Raw genomic sequence first — 21,838 nt, forward strand, 5'->3', positions numbered from 1 at the left:
ACTCTTTGGACCGCGGGAGTTCGGGGCCGGAACGCAGTCCAGACCCGGACTCCCGTCACGACGAACACGTGACGCGCCTCCGCCTTTCGTCGGACGACACCGCCCGGGCGGGTCCGTAGGTTCGAGGCAACGCAGGAGGGTCCGCCTCCCGGTGACTGCTGCGCACAGGACGATCCGGACGGGCCGGAACGCCCCTGCGCAACGGTCGAGAAGGGCAGCGCCGACCGCCACCGATCGCCCTGTGAAAGGCCACATCGTGACCTCGTCCACCGCCTCCGCGTCGATCCCGCCCGCTCCCCCGGCAGCTCACCCTTCGACCCGCTCACTCGCCCCCGACATCGCCCGCGGGCTGATGCTGGCGCTGATCGCGGTCGCGAACGTGTCCTGGTACCTCTGGGGGCACGAGGGCTCCGTCGGCATGACCCCGCACGTCCCCGCGCAGGGTCCCGTCGACACCGTGATCCAGGTGGTGATGACCCTCGCGGTCGACCACCGGGCACTGCTGAATATTCGCGTCACTGGGGTCCGTCGGTAGCGCGTCTCGGGGCCGGTGCGCGAGTCGGGGTGTAGCGCGCTCGGGGGCCACCGACGGTGTGCTTGGGGGCCACGTCCATAGGCTCCTTCCGCCGCGTGTATAGGGCACGTGGCGGAAGGAGCAATCGGAAATGGTACGGAAGATTAGAGCGAAGCTCGTGCTGCAGCTGCGGGCGGAGGGCTTGTCCGGGCGGGCGATCGCGGCGTCGCAGGGCATGTCGCGCAAGAGCATCACGGCAGTACTGGAAGCTGCAGACGCGGCCGAGATCAGCTGGGACGATGTCGCCGACTTCCCTGACGGGGAGGTGTATGCCTGGTTGTTCCCGGGCCGGGGTGAGCATGAGAGCGTGTTCGCCCAGCCGGACTGGGAACGCGCCCACCGCGAGATGGCCCGGGTGGGGGTGACGCTGAAGCTGCTGCACGGTGAGTACGTCGATGCCTGCGCTGCTGCGGGAGATCCGGCGATGGGCTATGACCGGTTCTGCAAGACCTACCAGCGTCATGTCCTGGTCACCGGGGCCGCCTCCCGGGTCGGGCACAAGGCTGCCGCGAGCGTGGAGGTCGACTGGTCCGGCCCCACGATGACGCTGAGCGACCCGGTCACCGGGAAGGAGACCAGGGTCTACCTGTTCGTGGGGTGCCTGCCGTTTAGCCGCTACGCGTTCGCCTGGCCGGCGCTGGATATGCGTCAGGACACCTGGCAGCGCGCGCATGTGGCGATGTTCGAGGCCTTCGGCGGGTCGACGCCCCGGGTCGTGCCGGACAACCTCAAGACCGGGGTGATCAAGCATCCCCGCGAGGGCGAGGTCGTCCTCAACGACGCCTACCGGGAGATGGCCGCGCACTACTCCGCGGCAGTCCTTCCCGGCCGGATCAAGAAGCCCAAGGACAAGGCCAGCGTGGAGAACACGGTCGCGCACGTGGCGACCTGGATCATCGCGGGACTGCGGGATCGACGATTCACCTCGCTGCCGGAGTTGACAGCAGCGGTCGCCGAGCGGATGGACGAGTACAACGCCGAGCCGTTCCAGAAGCGGCCCGGGTCTCGGGCCAGCGTCTTCACCGCGGAGGAGAAGCCGTTGCTGACCGTGCTGCCGGCGGTGGGCTATGAGATCTCGCGGTGGGTCTATGCCCGCCGGGTCGGACGCAACGCGCACGTGGTCTGGGAACGGAACTACTACTCGGTGCCGTTCGCTCATATCGGGGAGCGGGTGGATCTGCGGATCACCGACCGGGCGTTGGAGGTCTATCGCGGCACCGAGCGGCTGACCAGCCACCTGCTGCTGCCGGAGACTGCGGCCAATGAGTACCGCACCAACGAGGCTGACCTTCCCGGTGGGGAGCGTTACCAGCCCTGGGACGCTGCACGAGTGAGGGCGTGGGCCGAGCGGATCGGCCCCGCAGCCGTGACCGTGATCGACCGGATCTTCGAGTCCGTGCCCATCGATGAGCAGGGCCTGGACGCCGCGCTGGCGGTGCTGCGCCTATCGCGCCGCTACTCCAGTGAACGGGTAGAAGCGGCCTGCCAGCTGGCGCTGGCCGGGAGGGTGAGGTCGCCGCGTTATGCGCACCTGCACCCCATTTTGGCGACCGGCCAGGACCGGATGGCCGCGTTGCGGCCACCACGAGAAGAGAACGCTGAGCAGGGCGGTTACGTCCGTGGCGGCGACTACTACGCCGGAGGTGTGAAGTGAGCGTCATCGATATCGAGACCAAGCGCAAGCTGCGCGAGATGGGCGCGGCACCGCTGCTGGAAGCGTTCGAGACCCAGGATGAGAACCTCGTGCTGGGGATGGGGTTCGAAGACCGTCTCCAGCTCGCCGTCGACGAGGCCCACTCGATGTTCACCCACGCGAAGGTCGAAGGACTGATCCGCCGGGCCAGACTGCGTTACCCCGGTGCTGACCTCCGCCGGCTCGACCTGATCGAGCAGCGCGGCCTGGACCGCAACGTGATCACCCAGCTCGCGACGTGCTCATTCATCGCCCGCCAGCAGAACGTCGTCTTCCAGGGCTTCACCGGCTCGGGGAAGTCGTATCTGGGATGCGCATTGGCCAAACAGGCTTGCCAGCACCGAATCCGTGCCCACTACATCCGGATGCCCGACCTCGCCGAGGCCTGGGCCCTGGCCCGCGACAAGCCCCAGGGGAAGAACAAGTTCCTGCGGAAATACGCAGCGTTCAGCCTGCTGGTGATCGACGAGTGGCTCCTGGACCACCCTGACGCGGACATGCGCTACATGCTGCTGGAGCTCCTCGAACACCGCTACGACAACGCCTCGACCGTGTTCTGCACCCAGTACGCGAAGAAGGACTGGCACCAACGCCTCGGCTCCGGAGTCCACGCCGACGCGATCATGGACCGGATCGTCCACAACACCATCTGGGTCGATACCGGCAGCCACAACATGCGCGAGCACGTCGCCACGCTCAAGTAACCAACCCCGGTGGAGGCCGGCGGCCCCGACAGCCGCGACCGCTGGCCCCCACCGGCACTACCCCTGGCCCCCAGAGGCAATATCCGGTGGCCTCCACAGCTTCAAATATTCAACTGCCGCTGTTCGCGTTCCTGTTCGGCTACGGGATGGTGCAGTTCTACCGCTCCCGCATCGACCGCGGGATGGAGCCCCGGATCGTGCGGGCCATGATGCGCCGGCGCCACTGGGGGATGCTGCTGCTGGGCCTGCTGCACGCGACGCTGCTGTTCTACGGGGACATCCTGGGGGCGTACGCGATCGGCGGGCTGCTGCTGGTGTGGATCTTCTTCGGCCGACGCACCCGCACCCTGATCATCTGGCTCGCCGTGATCGTCGGCCTCATGGCCCTGTTCGCCGTCTTCTCGGTGGTCAGCGCCGTGGCCCTGGTCTACTTCGCTCCCCCGGAGGCTCTCGCCGCCGCCGGTTCCGGCACCTTCGAGATGGGTCAGCTGCGCGATGTCGCATACGGCCAGCCGTATCTGGTCTCGCTCCTCGCGCGCCTCGGGGTCTGGGCCGTGGGGATCGTGCCGATGGGGGCGGTCGTCACGCCGCTGCCGATCCTGCTGGGCTGGCTCGCCGCCCGGCGGCGCGTGCTCGATGAGCCGTGGCGCCACCGGCGGCTGCTGACCGGCGTCGCGGTGGGCGGGATCGTCGTCGGGTGGCTGGGCGGTCTGCCCGTCGTCCTCGGCTTCCTGGGCGCCCTGCCGCTCCCGGAGAGCGTCTCCTGGGCGTTCAGCGGTGTGAACATGCTGGCCGGGATGGTGTGCGGCGTCGGATACGCCGCCGCGTTCGGGCTGCTGGCCGCCCGGCTCGAGGGCCGCGGCGCCAGGTCGGGGACGCACGCCGAGGCGTCTCCGGACGGCGCACCGCAGGACAGTGCACCGACGGACAGTGCACCGACGGACAGGGCGGAGCGCCGCGAGACCCGCCGGGCGGCGTCGGCGGCCGAGGCCGCGCAGTCCCCTGCCGAGCGCGCCTACGGCGTCCCCGCCGCCGAGGACGTCCCGGCGCCGACCAGGAGCCCCGGCGTGCTGCTGCGCGCGCTGAGCGCCGTCGGGCAGCGGTCGTTGAGCTTCTACCTGTTCCAGTCCGTGCTGCTCGCCCCGCTGATGGCGAGCTGGGGCATCGGCCTCGGGGTGCACCTCGGCACGGCGGGCGCCGTGGGGATCGCGTTCGCGGTGTGGCTGCTCTCGCTGCCGATCTCCCTGGCGCTGGATGCGCGCGGCCTGCGCGGACCGGCCGAGCTGGTGCTGCGGCGGATGACGTACGGCACGCATGATCCGCGTCCGTCCCGGGCCGCCCCGACACCCTGAACACAGAAAGGCCGGGGCCCGCACGAAGATCTCTCCTCGTGCGGGCCCCGGCCCTCGTGCTGAGCGGAGGCTCAGAGCATGCAGCTCACGCAGCCCTCGACCTCGGTGCCCTCGATCGCCATCTGACGCAGGCGGATGTAGTACAGGGTCTTGATGCCCTTGCGCCAGGCGTAGATCTGCGCCTTGTTGATGTCACGCGTGGTCGCGGTGTCCGGGAAGAACAGCGTCAGCGACAGGCCCTGGTCCACGTGCTGCGTGGCCTCGGCGTAGGTGTCGACGATCTTCTCGTAGCCGATCTCGTACGCGTCCTCGTAGTACTCGAGGTTCTCGTTGGTCATGTACGGCGCGGGGTAGTAGACCCGGCCGATCTTGCCTTCCTTGCGGATCTCGATCTTGGAGACGATCGGGTGGATCGAGCTCGTCGAGTGGTTGATGTAGGAGATCGACCCGGTCGGCGGGACCGCCTGCAGGTAGGCGTTGTACATGCCGTGGGCCGTGACGTCCTCGCGCAGCTGCTTCCAGTCCTCCTGGGTGGGCAGGTGCACGCTGGAGTCCTCGAACAGGCCGCGGACCTTCTCCGTGCGGGGCTCCCAGACCTGGTCGATGTACTTGTCGAAGTACTCGCCGGTGCCGTAGGCGGAGTTCTCGAAATCGTAGAAGATCTCGCCCCGCTCCTTGGCGATCTTGTTCGACGCCTTGATGGCGTTGTACGTGACCGCGTAGAAGTACATGTTCGTGAAGTCCAGGCCCTCGTCGGAGCCGTAGAAGATGGACTCCCTGGCGAGGTAGCCGTGGAGGTTCATCTGCCCCAGACCGATCGCGTGCGACCTGCGGTTGCCCTCGGCGATCGTCGGCACCGACTCGATGTCCGAGTTGTCCGAGACGGAGGTCAGGCCGCGGATCGCGGTCTCGATGGTCCGCGAGAAGTCCTGCGAGTCCATCGCCTTGGCGATGTTCATCGAGCCGAGGTTGCAGGAGATGTCCCGCCCGACCTCGTCGTAGGTGAGGTCGTCGTTCATGGCCGAGGGGGTCGAGACCTGCAGGATCTCCGAGCACAGGTTCGAGTGCGTGACCTTGCCGGGGATCGGGTTGGCCCGGTTCACGGTGTCCTCGAACATGATGTACGGGTAGCCGGACTCGAACTGGATCTCCGCGAGGTTCTGGAAGAAGTCGCGCGCCTTGATCTTCTTCTTGGAGATGTTCGGGTTGTCGACCATCTCGTGGTAGACGTCCGAGACGTTGACCTCGGCGAACGGCTTGCCGTACTCGCGCTCCACGTCGTACGGGGAGAAGAGGTACATCGGCTCGTTCTTCTTCGCGAGCTCGAAGGTGATGTCGGGGATGACCACGCCGAGGGAGAGGGTCTTGATGCGGATCTTCTCGTCGGCGTTCTCGCGCTTGGTGTCCAGGAACCGCAGGATGTCCGGGTGGTGCGCGTTGAGGTACACGGCTCCGGCACCCTGGCGGGCGCCCAGCTGGTTCGCGTAGGAGAAGGAGTCCTCGAGCAGCTTCATGACGGGGATGACGCCGCTGGACTGGTTCTCGATGTGCTTGATCGGCGCGCCGTACTCCCGCAGGTTCGACAGCAGCAGCGCGACGCCGCCGCCGCGCTTGGACAGCTGCAGCGCGGAGTTGATGGAACGCCCGATGGACTCCATGTTGTCCTCGATGCGCAGCAGGAAGCAGCTCACGAGCTCGCCGCGCTGGGCCTTGCCCGCGTTGAGGAAGGTGGGGGTGGCCGGCTGGAAGCGGCCGTCGAGGATCTCGTCGACCAGGTTCCGGGCGAGCTGCTCGTCCCCCTCGGCGAGGGTGAGGGCCACCATCACCACGCGGTCCTCGAAGCGCTCCAGGTACCGCTTGCCGTCGAAGGTCTTCAGCGTGTACGAGGTGTAGTACTTGAACGCGCCGAGGAATGTCGGGAAGCGGAACTTCTTCGCGAAGGCCTGCTCCGACAGGGACTCGATGAAGGAGAAGTCGTACTGGGCGAGCATCTCCGGCTCGTAGTACTTGTTCTCCACCAGGTAGTCCATCTTCTCGCGCAGCGAGTGGAAGAACACCGTGTTGGGGTTCACGTGCTGCAGGAAGTACTCCCGGGCGGCGAGGCGATCCTTGTCGAACTGGATCTTGCCGTCCGCTCCGTAGAGGTTGAGCATCGCATTCAGCGCGTGGAAGTCGAGCTGCCTGTTGTGCTCGACCGGGGGCATCTCGGTCAGTGTCGCCAAAACTCTTCCAATCCGTCGTGCACCCTCTGCACATCGCGGGGGGTGCCGAACAGCTCGAACCTGTACATGTGCGGGACACGGCACTTGGCGGAGATGATGTCTCCGGCCAAGCAGAACGCGTCCCCGAAGTTGGTGTTCCCCGCACCGATCACGCCCCGGATCCGAGCCCGGTTGCGTTCGTCGTTGAGGAACTTGATGACCTGCTTGGGCACGGCACCGCGGCCGTTGCCCCCGCCATAGGTCGGGACCACGAGGACGAACTCCTCGTCGACGACGAGGTGCTCCTCCTTGGGGTAGAGCGGGATGCGCGAGGCCGACATCCCGAGCTTCTCGACGAAGCGCTGGGTATTGCCCGAGACCGAGGAGAAGTAGACGAGGTTGGTCACGCCGACACCTCCCGGAGGCCGATCAGACCGCGGTGGCGCGGCGCTCCGCGCCGGCGCCCGCCGAGAGCGCCTTGATCTTGTCGGGACGGAAGCCGGACCAGTGGTCCTGCTCGGTGATGACGACCGGGGCCTGGACGTAGCCCATCGACTTGATGCGGGCGAGTGCATCGGCATCCTCGGTGATGTCGACGACGTCGTAGGCCATGCCCGCCTTGTTGAGGGCGCGCTTGGTCGCATCGCACTGCACGCAGAGGGGCTTGGAGTACACGGTGATGTCCAAGGGAAGGGCCTTTCTCGAGCGCCGCGCCGACGGCGCGAAGAGGGTGGTTCTTGCTGGTGGTTCAGGAGGTCCGAAGACCGTGCCGCGGAGCTCTGGACCCTCCCCACCGCCTCCGACGTCATGACTTCTGATGCGGTGGTCGGTCCCCGGGGAGCCCGGATCTCTGCGACAACGTCAACACTACACCTAGTGGTGCCTCGACGGAACGACCACAAGATGTACTGAGTTACAACCCTGTCATCCACAATCGGGTGTTGATGGGTTGTGGACAGATCGCCAGGAGTGGGGACAGGGCGCGGGGCCCACGCACGAAAGCCGAGGGTCCATGCACATCGCAGTGTGGACGAGGGGTCCGACAGCCGGCCCGACGGTGGATGCCGGCCGCCCCGCAGGACCCGGAATCATCCCGGTTCCAGGGCGGATGTGAGGCGGATCCTCGGCGTGTCCGACGCGCGTCCCGGCGTGTCGTCGGCGTGTCGTGATCCGGCGTCCCGGCGCGGCGGCGTCGGGGGCTCACCGTGTCGCCCGCGCGCCTCCGGGGCGTGCCGGGTGCGCGCCTCCGGAGCGTGCTGGGTCTGATCCCCCGGTGGCGCGGATGCGCGCCCTGGATCACTGCGGCTCCGGGCCGCTCGGTGCACGCCCAGGACCCCCGGAGCGACGGGCTCCGGGGGTCCTGGGCCGCGTGCACGAGGAGACAACCGGACGGGTCTCCTCGCCGCTCAGCGGGTCGGGTCCTCCGGTCGCTCGGCGGACGTCGTGCCGTCGTCGGCCGTCGAGTCGCCGGGGGTCGCGGGGCGCGTGGTCCCGGCGGTGGGCGGCCAGGTCGACTCGGTCGGGGTCTCGAGGTTCCAGACGTCCCCCGGCTCCGCGGCCGATGCCGTGGTGCGGTCCTCCTGCGCGGTCGAGGCAGCGCGGTCCCCCTCCCCCGCCGAGGCGGTGCGGGACTCCTGCGCGGGCGGGGCGGCGGGGTTCCCCGCCTCGGTCGCAGCGGCGCCGCTCTCCTCGGGGTCACTCCCCCGTGTCTCCTCGAGCGCGCTGATCTCCGCGGCCGAGGGGAGCTGCTCGGTCATCTGGGTCCCGGCAGGAGCGGTCCGCTCCTCTGCATCGGGGGTCGGAGCGACCTCGGCCTGCTCGAGGGTCTCGGCCGCCGGTTCCGGAGCGGGCGATGCCCGCTCGCTCGCTGCGTGCTCCCCCGCTTCCCCGTGGGTCGTCGCCGATCCCACCGTGGTCATCGTCGGCGCGCCCGGGGTCGTCGCCTCGACAGCGGCGGTGGCCGTCGAGTCGTCGGCTGTCGCCGCGTCGTCGGACGTCGTCGCCTCACCGTCGGACCCGACCGCCTCACCGTCCGACCCGACCGCCTCGCCGTCGGACCCGGCCTCCGCCGCCTCTTCCTCGGACTCGGCCTCCTCCTCGGGGTCCTTGTCGATGCTGCGACCGTCGGCGGCCACGATCGTGGCGAGGACCTCGCGCAGCAGCGTGACCTGGGCGCGCGCCTGCTCCGCCCCGGAGATCGGTGCAGTGCCCTTCTCGACGAAGGCGTGGAAGGCATCCCACATCAGCTCGGCCGAGCCCTTGGTGGCGGTCGTCCCGGTCTCCTGGACCACGCCGCTCTTCTTCTCCCGCAGCGCGACCGTGGAGCGGCGATCGCCGTGGGAGGGCGCCGGCAGCTCGACCCGCATCCGGCGGCGGGCCGAGAGCACCTCGATGTGCTCGGAGTACTCGGGGGCGAAGGGCAGGTAGTGCCAGACCAGCCGCACCTGCGCTCCCCCGCCGAGGGAGCCGAGCAGCTCGATCGAGCCGGGGATCACGCCCTTGGGCCAGTGCCGCACCGCGACCAGATCCGTGATCGGTCCGTAGGTCGCCTCGAGGACGGCCATCTGGTGCGCGACGCCGGTCAGCAGACCCTTGACGTAGAGGTCACGATCGCGCTGGGTGGCTCCGTCGCCGGAGCCGGCCACCACTGCGGCCTGCAGCTCGCTGCGGCGCTGGGTGCGCACCTCGGAGGGCAGATCATAGGAGGAGGTGGTCACGTGGGCGCCGCCGAACAGCGGCTGGCTCGCCGGCATCAGCACCTCGTGGTCGACCATCCGCAGGTCCTTCAGGGCGATCTGCTCGGACATCCTCTGCACGGAGTCGTCGTACTGCTGGGGGTAGGCCATCATCAGCAGAGGCCGACCGGTCATCCGCTCGAAGTCGGCGACCTTCGCGATCTCCTCGGCGGAGTAGCCCAGCGGCGGCTCGACCAGGACGGGGATCCCCCGCCGCATGAGCTGCAGCAGATCCTCCGCGTGCAGCCCGTCGGTCGACAGCACGGCCGCGTCCACGCTCACCGTCTTCGCCCGCACCGCGGTGATGAGATCCGCGACGGATTCGTAGCGCACGTCCTCATCCAGTCCCCACACCTCGGAGGACTCCCGACGCCGCCGCGGCGAATGATCCACCAGCGCGGTCACCGCGAACCGGTCCCAGCGCCGCCGCAGCACCGGCAGGTGCACGGCCTGGGCCATGGTTCCGGCGCCGATCACGGCGATGTTCAGGGTCTTCGGCATCGACAGGCTCCTCGGGCTCATCAGGGATCGGCCTCCGCCACGGGGCACCGCGGCGCGATGGCCGTCCCCGGCTCCGCGCCTCCGGTCCGGCGCGTGACGCACGCCTGTTCTACCACACCGGTGGTGACCGCCACCTGGCCACTTCTCCAGTGCGACCTGCGCATCATCGAAGCGCACGACGGGGTACGTCGTCCCGCCCGGCCCCGGAGCGGATATATCCTGGCACGCAGTCCAGGACATCTTCAGGAGGACCCCGTGACCCAGCGCTTCTACATGGGTGTTCGCACCGCCGTGCGCCCCCTCGTCTCGCTCGTCTGGAACCCTCGGATCACCGGGCTGGAGAACGTGCCGCGCGAGGGCGGGTTCATCATCGCCTCGAACCACCTCTCCAACATCGACAGCTTCGTGATCCCGGTGGCCTTCCCGCGCCAGATCCGATTCGTCGCCAAGAAGAGCCTGTGGACCCAGAAGGGGCTGAAGGGTCGGATCCTGACGTGGTTCTTCACCGCCGTCGACGCCGTCCCCGTCGATCGCGAGGCGCTGTCCTCCGGGAAGGGCGCTCTGCAGTCCGCCCAGGTCATCCTCCGCGAGGGCGCCGGGTTCGGCATCTATCCCGAGGGCTCGCGATCCAGGGACGGCAAGCTCCACCCGGGAAAGCAGGGCGCGGCCTGGCTCGCCCTCGAATCCGGGCGCCCGATCATCCCCGTCGGCCTCAAGGGCACCCAGGAGCTGATGAAGCTGAAGCTGCCCGAGCGGGGGGCGGTCACCGTGCGCATCGGGGCGCCGATCGATTTCAGCGACCTCGACCCCGCCGCCTCCAAGGGGAAGAAGCGCCGCCTGATGACCGCACGGATCATGGACGAGATCCAGGCGCTGTCCGGCCAGCAGCGCTCCGACGTCCCCACCTCCTCCGCCCGCTCGGAGTTCTGAGCGCTCTCCCGCCCCCGCCGGGACCACGGCGGACCCCGTAGGATCGGGGCAGGCCGCGCGCATCCCGGGCGCGGCCGATGTCCGGACCGCACCCGAGGAGAACAGATGGCAGTCGTCGTCGGATTCATCCCCACCGAGGTGGGCTTCAAGGCGCTGGCGGCCGCACGCGAACAGGCGGAACGACGCGGCGGCCCGCTGATCGTCGTCAACGTGGTGCGCGAGGGTGTCCAGGAGGATCCCCGCCACGCCGATGATCAGCAGCTCGAGATCGCCCGGGACCAGCTGCGACAGTCCTCCGTGCGGGTCGCGATGCGCCAGGAGCACACCGAGGACGACATCGCCGACGTGCTGCTGGACGTGGTCGAGGAGGAGAAGGCCGAGCTGCTCGTGCTCGGCATCCGACACCAGAACGATCTCGCCCGCCACCTGTTGGGTCTGACCGTGCAGAAGCTGCTGCTCTCCTCCCCCAGCGAGGTCCTCGTCGTTTGACGGTGCCCGGTTCCCGCTCCGGCACAGTGGCCGAACCGCGGACTCTGCGCGAGAATGATGCCAGGACACCGCTGTCGCTACGGCCCGCCATGAGACCTGATGGTGCGTGCTGGGGCAGCCATTGCTTCGCAGGATGCAGGGGGATCCATGGCTCGGGCCACGACGATCGATCGCGATGCCTGGCTGGGGTATCGCTGGGCCAGGCACGGCCTGGGCGGCGATGCGGTGAACGGTGACCTCGACGATCTGTTGGTGCTCGGGGTGCAGGGGAACCGGCAGTCCCGTGGCGAACACGCACTGTCTCAGCGCGTCGAGCATGTCCGTGACACCGCGGTCGCCGATGCGATCACCCCCGAGGGGCCGCTGGTGTGCCTGTGGTCGGTGCGCGGTGCTCCCCACGCCCACCGTGCAGAACAGCTCGATCTGGTGCGCGATGCCTTGGAACCCTCGGCGTCCGACGACGGCGGCCCCGAGTTCGTCCGGGCCGTCGACGACGTCGCGGAGGCGCTCGCGGGGATCGTCACGCCCGGGATGTCCAAGGGAGAGGCCAGCCGTCGGGTCAGCGACTCCGTGGCGCCGTCCCTGGTGACGTGGTGTGCACGGTGCCGAGCTCGGCACGTGGACGACGAAGTCTTCCGAGCGGCCGGTCGACGGGCCCAGATCGTGCTGGGGAGCGAGGGGCGCACGACGACCCTGTCTCCGAAGCCGATAGTCACCCAGGAATCGGTGGAGTCCCCCCGCGAACGGCTCCTGGCAACCTTCTTCCGCGTCAACGGACCGCTGACCAGGACCATCTATCGCGAGTGGAACCACGCCGGCGTCCACAGCGTCGGCCGGTCGTGGGAAGACCTCGGCGACGAGCTGGTCCGCGTCCAGGTCGGGTCGGCGCGCTATGACCTCCCCGGGTCACTGCTGCCCCTGATGGACGCAGCGCCGTCGGCCCGAGGGGTCGCCCTGGTCCCCTCGAACGACCCGTACCTGCGCCAGACCGATCGTGCCCTTCTGGTGCCGGAGGCCGGCCGTAGGAAGAAGGTGTTCACAGCCCTGTCGGGGCCCGGCGCCCTGCTGGTGGATGGTGAGATCGCCGGGATCTGGAGATACCGTCGTTCGGCGGCGGAGGTGACCATCGAGCTGTTCGACCCGGTGCACGCTGCGCAGAAGACGGCGGCCGAGGCGCGGGCGGCGGCGATGGCATCGTCGACCGGCGACGACAGCCCGACCGTCATCTGGTCGTAGAGCACGACCGCCGAACGCGCAGACGACGACGCGGCCCGCCCCCAGGAGGGGACCGGCCGCGTCGTCATGGGAGACCGAGGCCATGCTCATCGCACGACCCCGGATCACCGGATCAGGCGTCCAGCGGGTCGCCGCCCGGCTGGTCGTCGGCCGCGACGGTGCCGATCGCCTTCTCGATGCGCTCACCGATGTTCTGGTCGATGTTCTTCCAGTACTGGATCGCGTTGGACAGCACCGGCTCCTCCACCGTGCTCAGACCGCCGGAGACGGTCTCGACCAGGCGCTCGCGGGAGGCATCGTCCAGGACCTCCCGGACCATGATCCCGGGCTGGACGAAGTCACCGTCCTCGGCGTGCAGGGAGTAGGCGGCGCGGACCATCTCGCCGTCGGCCTCCCAGCCGTTGTCGACCGGACCCTGCTCGTTCTGGTACTTGCGACCGTAGGAGTTCGGGGCGTACACGGGCTGGTCGCCGCTGTGGAAGAACTCCATCGCCCCCTCCTTGTCGTAGGAGTTGGTGGGAACGATCGGGCGGTTCACCGGCAGCTGGTTGAAGTTGGTGCCGATGCGGTTGCGCTGCGCATCCGGGTAGGAGAACGAGCGGCCCAGCAGCATCTTGTCCGGGGAGAGCCCGATGCCCGGCACCGTGTTAGAGGGGCTGAAGGCGGCCTGCTCGATCTGGGCGAAGTGGTTCGTCGGGTTCTCGTTCAGCGTGACCGTGCCGACCTTGATCAGCGGGTAGTCCGAGTGCGGGACCGTCTTGGTGAGGTCGAAGATGTTGAAGCGGTAGGTCTTCGCATCCTCGTACGGGATCACCTGCACCGAGAGGGTCCAGCTGGGGAAGTCGCCCTGGGCGATCGACTCGAAGAGGTCGCGGCGGTGGTAGTCGCCGTCGACGCCGGCGAGGCGGTCGGCCTCCTCGTTGCTGAGGAACTCCATGCCCTGGTCCGTGTGGAAGTGGTACTTGACCCAGAACTTCTCGCCGGACTCGTTGATCCACATGTAGGTGTGGGAGCCGTAGCCGTTCATGTGGCGCCAGGACTTCGGCAGCCCGCGGTCGCCCATCACGTAGGTGACCTGGTGCGCGCTCTCGGGCACGGAGGTCCAGAAGTCCCACTGCATGGTGTTCGAGCGCAGTCCGGAGTCCGGGAGCCGCTTCTGGGAGTGGATGAAGTCGGGGAACTTCATGGGGTCGCGCACGAAGAAGACCGGCGTGTTGTTGCCGACCAGATCGTAGTTGCCCTCCTGGGTGTAGAACTTCATCGAGAAGCCGCGCACGTCGCGCCAGGTGTCGGGCGAGCCGAGCTCACCGGCGACGGTGGAGAAGCGCTGCACCATGGGGGTCTTGCGGCCCGGCTGGAACAGATCCGCCTTGGTGTACTTCGAGACGTCCTCGGTCACCTCGAGCACGCCGAAGGCGCCCGAGCCCTTCGCGTGGGGGCTGCGCTCCGGAACGCGCTCGCGGTCGAAGCGGGCGAGCTTCTCGACCAGGTTGGCGTCATGGAGCAGCAGCGGGCCGTCGGCGCCGATGCTCAGCGAGTGGGCGTCGGACTCGCGGGGAGCACCGGACTCCGTGGTGCTCGGGATCTTCGGGTCGAAGTCGGTCATGTGCATCTCCTGTGGTCGTGCGGTTTCTGACAGGTCGTAACGAAACGTTCGGATAGGTCGGGTAGGGGTCAGATGTCCCTGACTGCCAGGCCCTGTCACCAGGGCCGGAGGCTCAGGGGGTCTCGGGGGTGCGGTGCGCGGTGGTCTCCGACGGGGCGGGCGCACCGGTCGGCACCGCCGCAGGCGTCGCAGAGGAGGCGGTCTTCGCCGCTCGGCACTCGGAGCACACGCCGCGGTAGACGACGTCGGCGATCTCGATCTCGAAGCCGTGGTCGTCGTGCGGGATCAGGCAGGGGGCCTCGCCGATCGCACAGGGAACGTCCTCCAGGCGGCCGCATTCGCGGCACACCAGGTGATGGTGGTTGTCGTGGCGGTGCAGCTCGTACTGCATGCTGCGGCCGCCGAGGGAGACCCGGCGCAGCAGCTCGGCGTCCGACAGTGCGTTCAGCACGTCATAGACGGCCTGCCGGGAGACGGTGCCCAGACGTTCGCGGACCTGCCGGGCGATGACCTCGGCGTCGGCATGGGGATGAGCGGCAACCGCGTCCAGCGTCGCGAGCCGCGGAGCGGTCACGCGAAGTCCGGCACCTCGCAGGGCGGAGGTGTGGTCGATGCTCGGCATGGCTCGATGCTATCCGCTTTTCTGGACTTGTTCAAGAAACGGAAGTGTTCTGGAGGGACCGAGGAACGGTGAGGACGACCGATCCATCGATCGATCGTCACTCTGCCGCTGGGACGCTCCCGCCATCCCACTGGCGGCACCCGACCACTTGATCGGTTGCCGGGAGGCCACCACCGATAGTCTGTCGCGGTCGCTTCGCAGTGTCCTCGAAATCCATGGCGAGGCGACCCCTGGGAAGGGACGCCTTCATCCTTCTACGGCGGGATGAGGGCATCTGCCACGGGCAGCACGTCCGGTCATGGGTCACCGTCGACACGGCCGGACACGACGAAGCGCCCCCGCTCAGCTCTCGCTGGGCGGGGGCGATCTCTCTGATTCGCGCTGACCTCGTCCATTGTCAGATTTCGCGCGCCCGTCCAGGCACTCTTATCCGCGTCAGCCGTGAATGGCGAGGCGGTGGACTCGCGCGTCCCCGACGTCCATCGCCTCGCCGATCTCCATGCGATCGAGGCACCAGCGCAGGTGCCAATGCGGCTCACGGTCGGCGTTCGCGTACCCCTCCTCGAGGAGGTAGTCGGCTGCCGGCCCGGTCGAGGGGAACTCGCCTTCCCCGTCGGGAGTCTCGACGGCGAACTCAGCTGTGGTGGTCATGGTGCGAAGCCTAGATCGCGGACGGGCCCTGACCAATGCGCTCTGATCCGGCACGCTGGACCCCGACGACGGGAGGACAGCAAGCGATGAGCACCGCGGGCGAACGCCTCGAGGCAACTGTATGGCTCGACGCCAGGAACCCGGACCTCCCCGCGGCACGTCGCACCGCTTTCTATACGGCCGTCGACGAGTACTACACGCAGCACCCGATCGCGGACCCGCGCCCCCAGGCGCTCGACATTCTGAAGCAAGATGCTCGTGTCTTCGCCGAGATCCTCGACTCCATCCTCGGCAAGGATCAGCCACCGACTGATCAGGTGGCGCCGGTCACCCCGTGTGCACGATGAACACACGATGAATGCCATCGACCCCACCGAGCTGCTGCTGGGTGGGGTCTATCAAGTCTGTGGCCTGTGGAGCCGCCTGCCGGAATCGAACCGGCGACCTATTCATTACGAGTGAATCGCTCTACCGACTGAGCTAAGGCGGCGTTCCCGCCGGTCACGCGGCGGACCGCATCACTGTACGGGACGCGAGGCGGCGGGCGCAAAGCGATCGGGAGCGATCCCCATCACGCCCCGTCGTCCGATGCCCTCACGTACCCGGCGCCCGCTCAGCAGGTGAAGCCGTCCTCGGGCACCGTGTCCTCGAGGAGGTAGGCGTCGACCTGCTCCTCGATGCAGCCGCCGGAGCGCCCGTAGGCGGTGTGGCCGTTGCCCTCGAAGGTCATGTGCACGCCGCTGTCCAGCTGCTCGGCGAGGCCGACGGACCACTCGTACGGCGTGGCCGGGTCGCCGGTCGTGCCGATCACGAGGATGGGATCCGCGCCCTCGGCAGAGATCGGGGCGGGCTCGCGCAGCGGCGGGACGGGCCACTGGGCGCAGCCGTCCCCGCCCATCACGGGGCCGAAGGTCGGGAACTCCTCGGCCAGGCGCTCGGCCTCCTGCTCCTGCCACTGCTCGTCCGCGATGCCGGGATGATCCAGACAGTTGATGGCGGTGATCGCGTAGGTGGCGTTCGTGCGATAGGACCCGTCGTCCTGTCGACCGGCGGACTGGTCGGCGAGGTTCAGCAGCGCCTCGCCGTCCCCGTTCATCCCCGCGGTGAGGGCGTCGCGACCGGTCGGCCAGAGCTCGTCGCCGTACATCAGCATCAGCACGGCGGAGCGCGCGAGCGCGCCGGTCAGCGGGCGGTCCGGGTCGCCGGTGTCCAGGGGGTTCTCGTCGACGGCGGCGAAGAAGGCCTGCAGCTGCTGCTTCCCCTCCTCGACATCACCCTTGAGCGGGCAGGAATCGGCGTTCTCGAGGCAGTCCTCGACGAAAGCGCTGGTCGCCTTCTCGAAACCCTCGGCCTGCCCGGCCGTGAGCTCGTCCATGGTGATCGTGGGGTCGATCGCCCCGTCGAGCACGAAGTGCCCCACCCGATCGGCGTACAGATCCGCGTAGGTCGACCCGAGATAGGTGCCGTAGGAGTACCCGAAGTAGTCGAGCTTCTCGGAATCCAGGGCCGCGCGGAGCACGTCCATGTCCCGCGCGGTGGAGTAGGTGTCGAGGTAGGGCAGCACGTCGCCGGAGTTCGCCTCGCAGGCCTCGGCGATCTTCGCGCCCCACTTCTGGGACATCTCCTCGGCCTCGGCAGTGCCCGGCTCCGCGGTCTCGGCGCGGTACTGGTCGGTCTCCTCGTCGCTGAGGCACTCGATCCCGGCGGAGCGCGACACGCCCCGCGGGTCGAAGCCGACCACGTCGTAGGCACTGCGCACCTCCGGGGAGAACAGGTACGGGACCGACTCCAGGAAGTCCACGCCGGAGCCGCCGGGACCGCCCGGGTTGACCACGAGGGACCCGGCGTCCTGCTCGCTGCCGGCCAGGCGACCGACCGCGATCTCGATGTCGCCCTGGGAGGGGTCGTCCCACGCCAGCGGGACGGTGATCGTCCCGCACTCGGCGTCCTCGGCCATGAGGTCCTCGCACGGCCCCCACTCGATGTCCTGCTCGTAGTACTCGGCGTACGCCGGATCCGAGGCGGGGTCCGAGGGCAGGTCCTGGGCGGCGGAGGTGCCGAGGTCGTCGAGCGGAAGATCCGCCTGCTCACCCGGCGCGTGCTGACCCGCACCGCTCTCCTCCTCCGAGGCCGAGGGGGATTCCTGCTCGCCGCCGAGGTCGGTGCATCCGCTCAGCAGCAGGACGGTCCCCGCTGCTGCCGCGGTCAGTCGGGTCAGCGTCCGTCGCGACAGAGCGGCGAGTGTCATACGGGAGTTCCTTGTCCTGGGGAGCGGGAGCGGGTCCGGGGAGCAGAGGCGAGGGGCCTCCTCGGCCGCCGACCGCCGCCATCCTAGGCCTCCCGCAGCCCCGGGGCGGGGAGGATCATCCGACCTCGCGGTGGTTCCAACGCCAGGCTCCGTAGGCGGCGGGAAGGATCACCAGCAGCACGAGCGGGATCAGCTCGAAGGCCCCGGCCGTCCCGTCGGCGAGCGCCACGGAGGCCGTCTGCAGGTCCAGAGCGCGCACCACGTCCACGACCGTCTCCGATCCAGTGATCATCGCGACGCCGCTCGCGGTGGCGATGACAAAGGGGAAGCCGATCGCGGCGAGCAGGCCCAGCACGGTGGACTGCAGGGCGAGACCCATGGCGAGGGAGAACAGCAGGACGGCGGCGAGCCCGGCGAGCTGGGTGGTGAACACGTCCTCGAGGGAGTCGAACCGGGCGCCGTCGCCGATCAGGTCCCCGCCGATCCAGGTGGCCACGGCGGCCAGACCGATCGACAGCAGCACGAGGACGGCGATCACCACGATGGCGGCGATGACCTTCGAGGCCAGCACCCCGCCGCGGCCGGGTCGCTGGAGGAAGGTGTTCTGGATCGAGCCGTCGGACCACTCCCCCGCGATCATCATGACGGTGATGATCGGGATGATCAGCGACAGCGGCAGGGACAGGACGATGACGGAGACCTCGACGTCGGAGGTGGCGTCGGGCATGAAAGCGGGCTGGACGAGCCCGCCGAGGGCGGCGAAGGCCACGATCAGCAGCAGGGAGATCGCCATCAGGATGGCGGCGCCGCGGGTGTCGAGATGGGCGCGGATGTCGAGAGCGGGTCTCATGGGTCTCTCCTCGAAGAGGGATGCGAAGACATGGAGGGCGGGACCGGGTTCAGGGCCGGGTGGTGGCCCGGATCAGGGCCCGGTGCGGGCCGGGATCGGAGCCGGGTGCGGGTACGGGTACGGGTGCGGGTGCGGGTGCGGGTGGCGAACGGGAGCCGGGTTCAGGGCTGGGCGACGGCGGCCGATGCGACGGGCTCGGCGCCCTCCGGCACCGAACCGTCCGGCTCGGGCTCCGCCTGCCCGGTGAGGGCGAAGAAGACCTCCTCGAGGCCGCCGTGGTCGGTGGCACCCAGGGAGGTGAGCACGATCTGCTCCCGCAGGGCGAGACGCCCCACGTCCTCCGGGGCGAGGCTCACCTCGAGCTCGTCGGCACCCCGCTGCTCGTAGGCGATGCCGTGCGTATCGAGTGCGGCGCGCAGCGCCCTGGGGTCCAGGGCGCCGACGCGGGTGCCGCCCTCGCTGGTCAGCTCATCGAGGGTGCCCTCGCGGACCAGGCGTCCGCCGGCGATCACCACGAGCCGGTCGACGGTGGCCTGGACCTCGCGCAGCTGGTGGCTGGACAGCAGCACCGTGCCGCCGGCGTCGGCGAAGGAGCGCAGCAGGCGGCGCATCCAGCGGATCCCCTCGGGGTCCAGACCGTTGGCGGGCTCGTCGAGCACCAGCACGGCAGGGTCCCCGATCAGGGCGACGCCGATGCCGAGCCGCTGGCGCATCCCGTAGGAGTAGCCGCCCACGCGCTTGGCGCCGGCGTGGGCCAGGCCCACCGTCTCCAGCACCTCGTCGGCCCGGGAGGCGGGCATCCCGATCGTGCGGGCGGTCAGCCGCAGGGTCTCCAGCCCGGTGCGGCCGCGGTGGAGGCCGCCGGCATCGAGCATCACGCCGATGGTGCGGGCGGGGTGCTCGAGGCTGCGGTAGTCCGCGCCGCCGACGAGGGCCTGGCCGGCGTCGGCCTCGGCGAGGCCGGTGAGGATGCGCAAGGTGGTGGACTTGCCGGCGCCGTTGGGGCCCAGGAAGCCGGTGACGCTGCCGGGATGGCAGACGAAGGTGAGGTCGTCGACGGCGGCGCGGCCGCCGTAGCGCTTGGTCACGCCGCGGATCTCGAGGGCGGCGGCGCCGGGGACGGAGGCTGCGGAGCTGCGATCGGCCGGGGCGGCGACACCGCGATCGGCGGAGGCAGGGGTCTGTGCGGTCATGTCTCGACAATGCCGCGTCGGCCCGCACGGCGGACAGCGACCACGGGTCAGGAGCCGAGCGACGATCGTCGGTCGACGGGGGCCCGGCGCCGTCCCGGCCCCCGACCTCCGTCGGGGGCGTGGGCGACCTGCGGCTGGATCATGGCGGAGCCGACGGTCGCGGAGTCTCCGGCGCGACGGCCGCCGATACAGTGACCGCGTGGATGAACTGGGAGCGCCGGTGCGCCGAATCTGGCAGGAGGTGCTGCTCCTCGCCGTCGTCCTGGCCGAGGTGGTGCTCGGGGTGGTCCTGCTCTCCACGGCCCAGGATCTGTGGCAGGCGGGCGCCACCGTCGTGCTCGGTCTCGCGCTGCTGGCGCGGCATCGGCACTGGCCATGGCTGCTGCCGCTGATCCTGATCGCGAACGCCGGGGCGTGGTCGCTGGCCGTGCTGATCATCGGCACCTACGCCTATGCCACGCGCAGCCACCACCGGCTGCGCACGCTGCTGGTCTCCCTGCTCGCCGCCGCCAGCGGCGTGGTGCCCTCGCTGGTGGCGGGGACCGAGAGCGCCACCGGCGCGGTCGGGATCATGGGGATCGTGGTCACGCTGCTGGTCGTCGCGGCCTCGGCCGCCACCGGGATGTACACCTCGACCCGGCGGATGCTGCTGGCGCAGCTGCAGAAGCGCGCTGAACAGGCCGAGTCGGGTCAGGCCGCCGCCGAGGAGCAGGCCCGCCGCGCCGAGCGCACCCGCATCGCCCGCGAGATGCACGACATCGTCGCCCACAAGATCTCCCTGGTGGCCCTGCAGGCCGGCGCGCTCGAGGTCAACCCCACCCTCGAGCGCGAACAGGTCCAGCAGTCCGCGGGGCTGATCCGGCAGACCGCCACCACGGCGCTGTCCGAGCTGCGCGAGGTGCTGGGGGTGCTGCGCGGCGACAGCGAGGAGGCTCCGCTCGCTCCGCAGCCCACCTGGGAGGACGTCCGGCGCCTGGTGGCCACCTCGAAGGACGCCGGCATCTCGGTGGATCTGTTCGACTTCATCGACGATCCGGTGCCGGACCAGTTGGCTCGCACCGCCTTCCGCGTGGTCCAGGAAGGACTGACGAACATCCACAAGCACGCCCTGCACACCCGGGCACGGGTGGCCCTGATCGGTGAGCCGGGAACGGATCTGGTGATCGAGGTCAGTAATGTATTGCCCAAGGGGTTCACGACGGACCTGCCCGGGGCCAGGATGGGCCTGTCGGGGATCGAGACCCGTGTGACGCACGCGGGCGGCACGATCACGTCGGGCCCGACCGATGATGGACGCTTCGAAGTGAGGGCGGTGATCCCGTGGCCGATGACGACGTGACGCGCGTGGGACTGATCGACGACGATTCTCTGGTGCGCGCCGGGCTGGCGATGATCCTGGGGGCCGATCCGGCCCTCGAGGTGGTGGGCCAGGGCAGCGACGGCTCCGAGGCGGTGACCCTGGTCCAGAAGCATCGCCCCGACGTGCTGCTGATGGACGTGCGCATGCCCGGGCTCGACGGCATCGCGGCGACGAAGGCGGTCACGGCTCTGCCCAGCCCGCCCAGGATCGTCATGCTCACCACCTTCGACATGGACGAGTACGTGTTCCAGGCCCTCGAGGCCGGGGCCAGCGGCTTCCTGCTCAAGGACACCCCGCCGCAGGAGCTGGCGCGCGCCGTGCACGTGGTCGCCGGCGGGGAGGCGATGCTCTCGCCCACCGTGACGCGGCGGATGCTCTCGCACTTCTCCGAGGCCAACCCCGGCACTCGCCAGGACCGCCACCCCGGGCTCGACCAGCTCACCGATCGCGAGACCGAGGTGCTCGGCGCCGTCGGCGCAGGACTGTCGAACGCACAGATCGGGATGCGCCTGTTCATGAGCGAGGCGACGGTCAAGGCCCACGTCTCGAAGATCTTCGCGAAGCTCGACTCCACCAACCGCGTGCAGATCGCGATCATCGCCCACGAGGCCGGGCTCAGCGACCTCGACGCCGCCCCCGGGCACTGACGGCGGGGCAGGGCACATGCGGCACCATCGGGACTGGTGTGAGCTGCACGGTGCGCGGCGCGTGGTCGTGGTGCGAGGTGCGTGGTGCGAGGTGCGTGGTGCGACGTGCGCGGTGCGTGGTGCGCGGCACGTGGTACGCGGTGCGCGGTGCGTGGTGCGCGGCACGTGGTGCGTGGTGCGTGGTGCTCGCAGCACCCGTGACGCATCCCGTGTCGCAGAAGGTTCCAGCAACCTGGCACCTTTCTC

General features: G+C 69.4%; 20 protein-coding genes and 1 tRNA gene. 10 read left to right on the forward strand and 11 right to left on the reverse strand.

Features of this window, described 5'->3' with window-relative positions:
• Positions 1-256 precede the first annotated feature (256 nt).
• From JOF44_RS20670 to JOF44_RS08165, 4 genes are all read left to right on the forward strand, one after another.
• Positions 257-535 (forward strand): hypothetical protein, encoded by a 279-nt coding sequence (locus tag JOF44_RS20670; RefSeq protein WP_245348896.1) that lies wholly within the window; start codon positions 257-259, stop codon positions 533-535.
• 130 nt (positions 536-665) lie between these two features.
• On the forward strand, positions 666-2,228 hold the full coding sequence (gene istA / locus JOF44_RS08155) for an IS21 family transposase (protein ID WP_209887479.1): 1,563 nt from the start codon (positions 666-668) through the stop codon (positions 2,226-2,228).
• Complete coding sequence (locus tag JOF44_RS08160) at positions 2,225-2,971, forward strand: ATP-binding protein (RefSeq protein WP_342591655.1); 747 nt, start codon at positions 2,225-2,227, stop codon at positions 2,969-2,971. Before istA ends, JOF44_RS08160 begins: the two co-directional genes overlap by 4 nt.
• 86 nt (positions 2,972-3,057) lie before the next feature.
• Positions 3,058-4,323 (forward strand): DUF418 domain-containing protein, encoded by a 1,266-nt coding sequence (locus tag JOF44_RS08165; protein WP_342591706.1) that lies wholly within the window; start codon positions 3,058-3,060, stop codon positions 4,321-4,323.
• Between the two features lie 71 nt (positions 4,324-4,394).
• Here the strand turns inward: JOF44_RS08165 and nrdE are convergent, their stop codons facing one another.
• From nrdE to JOF44_RS08185, 4 genes are all read right to left on the reverse strand, one after another.
• Entirely contained in the window at positions 4,395-6,527 is a 2,133-nt protein-coding gene (gene nrdE, locus JOF44_RS08170; RefSeq protein WP_209889566.1) for a class 1b ribonucleoside-diphosphate reductase subunit alpha, read from the reverse strand.
• Positions 6,528-6,532: 5 nt separating this feature from the next.
• Positions 6,533-6,931: a class Ib ribonucleoside-diphosphate reductase assembly flavoprotein NrdI gene (gene nrdI, locus JOF44_RS08175; RefSeq protein ID WP_209889569.1), complete on the reverse strand. Its 399-nt coding sequence runs from the start codon at positions 6,929-6,931 to the stop codon at positions 6,533-6,535.
• A gap of 22 nt (positions 6,932-6,953) precedes the next feature.
• On the reverse strand, positions 6,954-7,211 hold the full coding sequence (gene nrdH, locus JOF44_RS08180) for a glutaredoxin-like protein NrdH (protein WP_209889572.1): 258 nt from the start codon (positions 7,209-7,211) through the stop codon (positions 6,954-6,956).
• Positions 7,212-7,930: 719 nt separating this feature from the next.
• Positions 7,931-9,760 carry a Gfo/Idh/MocA family protein gene (locus JOF44_RS08185; RefSeq protein WP_209889575.1) on the reverse strand — a complete coding sequence of 610 codons (1,830 nt, stop codon included), beginning with the start codon at positions 9,758-9,760 and terminating at the stop codon, positions 7,931-7,933.
• A gap of 255 nt (positions 9,761-10,015) precedes the next feature.
• On the opposite strand from JOF44_RS08185, the gene JOF44_RS08190 reads away from it, so the two are divergent.
• From JOF44_RS08190 to JOF44_RS08200, 3 genes are all read left to right on the forward strand, one after another.
• Entirely contained in the window at positions 10,016-10,690 is a 675-nt protein-coding gene (locus JOF44_RS08190; protein ID WP_342591707.1) for a lysophospholipid acyltransferase family protein, read from the forward strand.
• 105 nt (positions 10,691-10,795) lie between these two features.
• Positions 10,796-11,179 carry a universal stress protein gene (locus tag JOF44_RS08195; RefSeq protein ID WP_209889577.1) on the forward strand — a complete coding sequence of 128 codons (384 nt, stop codon included), beginning with the start codon at positions 10,796-10,798 and terminating at the stop codon, positions 11,177-11,179.
• Positions 11,180-11,326: 147 nt separating this feature from the next.
• On the forward strand, positions 11,327-12,415 hold the full coding sequence (locus JOF44_RS08200) for a DNA glycosylase AlkZ-like family protein (protein WP_209889580.1): 1,089 nt from the start codon (positions 11,327-11,329) through the stop codon (positions 12,413-12,415).
• Between the two features lie 112 nt (positions 12,416-12,527).
• Here JOF44_RS08200 and JOF44_RS08205 read toward each other — a convergent pair whose 3' ends face one another.
• The 3 genes from JOF44_RS08205 to JOF44_RS08215 all read right to left on the reverse strand — a co-directional run bounded on the left by JOF44_RS08205 (position 12,528) and on the right by JOF44_RS08215 (position 15,294).
• Positions 12,528-14,021: a catalase gene (locus tag JOF44_RS08205; RefSeq protein WP_209889582.1), complete on the reverse strand. Its 1,494-nt coding sequence runs from the start codon at positions 14,019-14,021 to the stop codon at positions 12,528-12,530.
• A 112-nt stretch (positions 14,022-14,133) separates the two neighbouring features.
• Positions 14,134-14,643 (reverse strand): Fur family transcriptional regulator, encoded by a 510-nt coding sequence (locus tag JOF44_RS08210; protein ID WP_209889585.1) that lies wholly within the window; start codon positions 14,641-14,643, stop codon positions 14,134-14,136.
• Positions 14,644-15,078: 435 nt separating this feature from the next.
• On the reverse strand, positions 15,079-15,294 hold the full coding sequence (locus JOF44_RS08215; RefSeq protein WP_209889588.1) for a hypothetical protein: 216 nt from the start codon (positions 15,292-15,294) through the stop codon (positions 15,079-15,081).
• A gap of 86 nt (positions 15,295-15,380) precedes the next feature.
• On the opposite strand from JOF44_RS08215, the gene JOF44_RS08220 reads away from it, so the two are divergent.
• Positions 15,381-15,641: a hypothetical protein gene (locus JOF44_RS08220; RefSeq protein WP_209889591.1), complete on the forward strand. Its 261-nt coding sequence runs from the start codon at positions 15,381-15,383 to the stop codon at positions 15,639-15,641.
• Positions 15,642-15,708: 67 nt separating this feature from the next.
• On the opposite strand, the gene JOF44_RS08225 is transcribed toward JOF44_RS08220, so the two are convergent.
• The 4 genes from JOF44_RS08225 to JOF44_RS08240 all read right to left on the reverse strand — a co-directional run bounded on the left by JOF44_RS08225 (position 15,709) and on the right by JOF44_RS08240 (position 19,585).
• Positions 15,709-15,784 (reverse strand) — tRNA-Thr (locus JOF44_RS08225).
• A gap of 123 nt (positions 15,785-15,907) precedes the next feature.
• Positions 15,908-17,542 (reverse strand): alpha/beta hydrolase, encoded by a 1,635-nt coding sequence (locus JOF44_RS08230; protein ID WP_209889593.1) that lies wholly within the window; start codon positions 17,540-17,542, stop codon positions 15,908-15,910.
• A 115-nt stretch (positions 17,543-17,657) separates the two neighbouring features.
• Complete coding sequence (locus tag JOF44_RS08235) at positions 17,658-18,392, reverse strand: ABC transporter permease (RefSeq protein WP_209889596.1); 735 nt, start codon at positions 18,390-18,392, stop codon at positions 17,658-17,660.
• A gap of 161 nt (positions 18,393-18,553) precedes the next feature.
• Entirely contained in the window at positions 18,554-19,585 is a 1,032-nt protein-coding gene (locus JOF44_RS08240) for an ABC transporter ATP-binding protein (RefSeq protein ID WP_209889600.1), read from the reverse strand.
• 199 nt (positions 19,586-19,784) lie between these two features.
• Between JOF44_RS08240 and JOF44_RS08245 the strand changes: the two genes are divergently transcribed.
• Positions 19,785-20,924 carry a sensor histidine kinase gene (locus JOF44_RS08245; RefSeq protein WP_342591708.1) on the forward strand — a complete coding sequence of 380 codons (1,140 nt, stop codon included), beginning with the start codon at positions 19,785-19,787 and terminating at the stop codon, positions 20,922-20,924.
• Positions 20,906-21,592: a response regulator gene (locus tag JOF44_RS08250; RefSeq protein ID WP_342591709.1), complete on the forward strand. Its 687-nt coding sequence runs from the start codon at positions 20,906-20,908 to the stop codon at positions 21,590-21,592. Before JOF44_RS08245 ends, JOF44_RS08250 begins: the two co-directional genes overlap by 19 nt.
• Positions 21,593-21,838: the final 246 nt, after the last annotated feature.

The organism is Brachybacterium fresconis (genome assembly GCF_017876515.1).
Lineage (GTDB): Bacteria > Actinomycetota > Actinomycetes > Actinomycetales > Dermabacteraceae > Brachybacterium > Brachybacterium fresconis.

Bases quoted from the DNA above. Each gene is read 5' to 3' on its own strand.
- nrdE (WP_209889566.1), bottom strand. From the start codon at position 6,527: ATGCCCCCGGTCGAGCACAACAGGCAGCTCGACTTCCACGCGCTGAAT.
- JOF44_RS08205 (WP_209889582.1), bottom strand. From the start codon at position 14,021: ATGACCGACTTCGACCCGAAGATCCCGAGCACCACGGAGTCCGGTGCT.
- JOF44_RS08220 (WP_209889591.1), top strand. From the start codon at position 15,381: ATGAGCACCGCGGGCGAACGCCTCGAGGCAACTGTATGGCTCGACGCC.
- JOF44_RS08235 (WP_209889596.1), bottom strand. From the start codon at position 18,392: ATGAGACCCGCTCTCGACATCCGCGCCCATCTCGACACCCGCGGCGCC.
- JOF44_RS08240 (WP_209889600.1), bottom strand. From the start codon at position 19,585: ATGACCGCACAGACCCCTGCCTCCGCCGATCGCGGTGTCGCCGCCCCG.
- JOF44_RS08210 (WP_209889585.1), bottom strand. From the start codon at position 14,643: ATGCCGAGCATCGACCACACCTCCGCCCTGCGAGGTGCCGGACTTCGC.
- JOF44_RS08200 (WP_209889580.1), top strand. From the start codon at position 11,327: ATGGCTCGGGCCACGACGATCGATCGCGATGCCTGGCTGGGGTATCGC.
- JOF44_RS08230 (WP_209889593.1), bottom strand. From the start codon at position 17,542: ATGACACTCGCCGCTCTGTCGCGACGGACGCTGACCCGACTGACCGCG.
- JOF44_RS08215 (WP_209889588.1), bottom strand. From the start codon at position 15,294: ATGACCACCACAGCTGAGTTCGCCGTCGAGACTCCCGACGGGGAAGGC.
- JOF44_RS08185 (WP_209889575.1), bottom strand. From the start codon at position 9,760: ATGCCGAAGACCCTGAACATCGCCGTGATCGGCGCCGGAACCATGGCC.
- JOF44_RS08195 (WP_209889577.1), top strand. From the start codon at position 10,796: ATGGCAGTCGTCGTCGGATTCATCCCCACCGAGGTGGGCTTCAAGGCG.
- istA (WP_209887479.1), top strand. From the start codon at position 666: ATGGTACGGAAGATTAGAGCGAAGCTCGTGCTGCAGCTGCGGGCGGAG.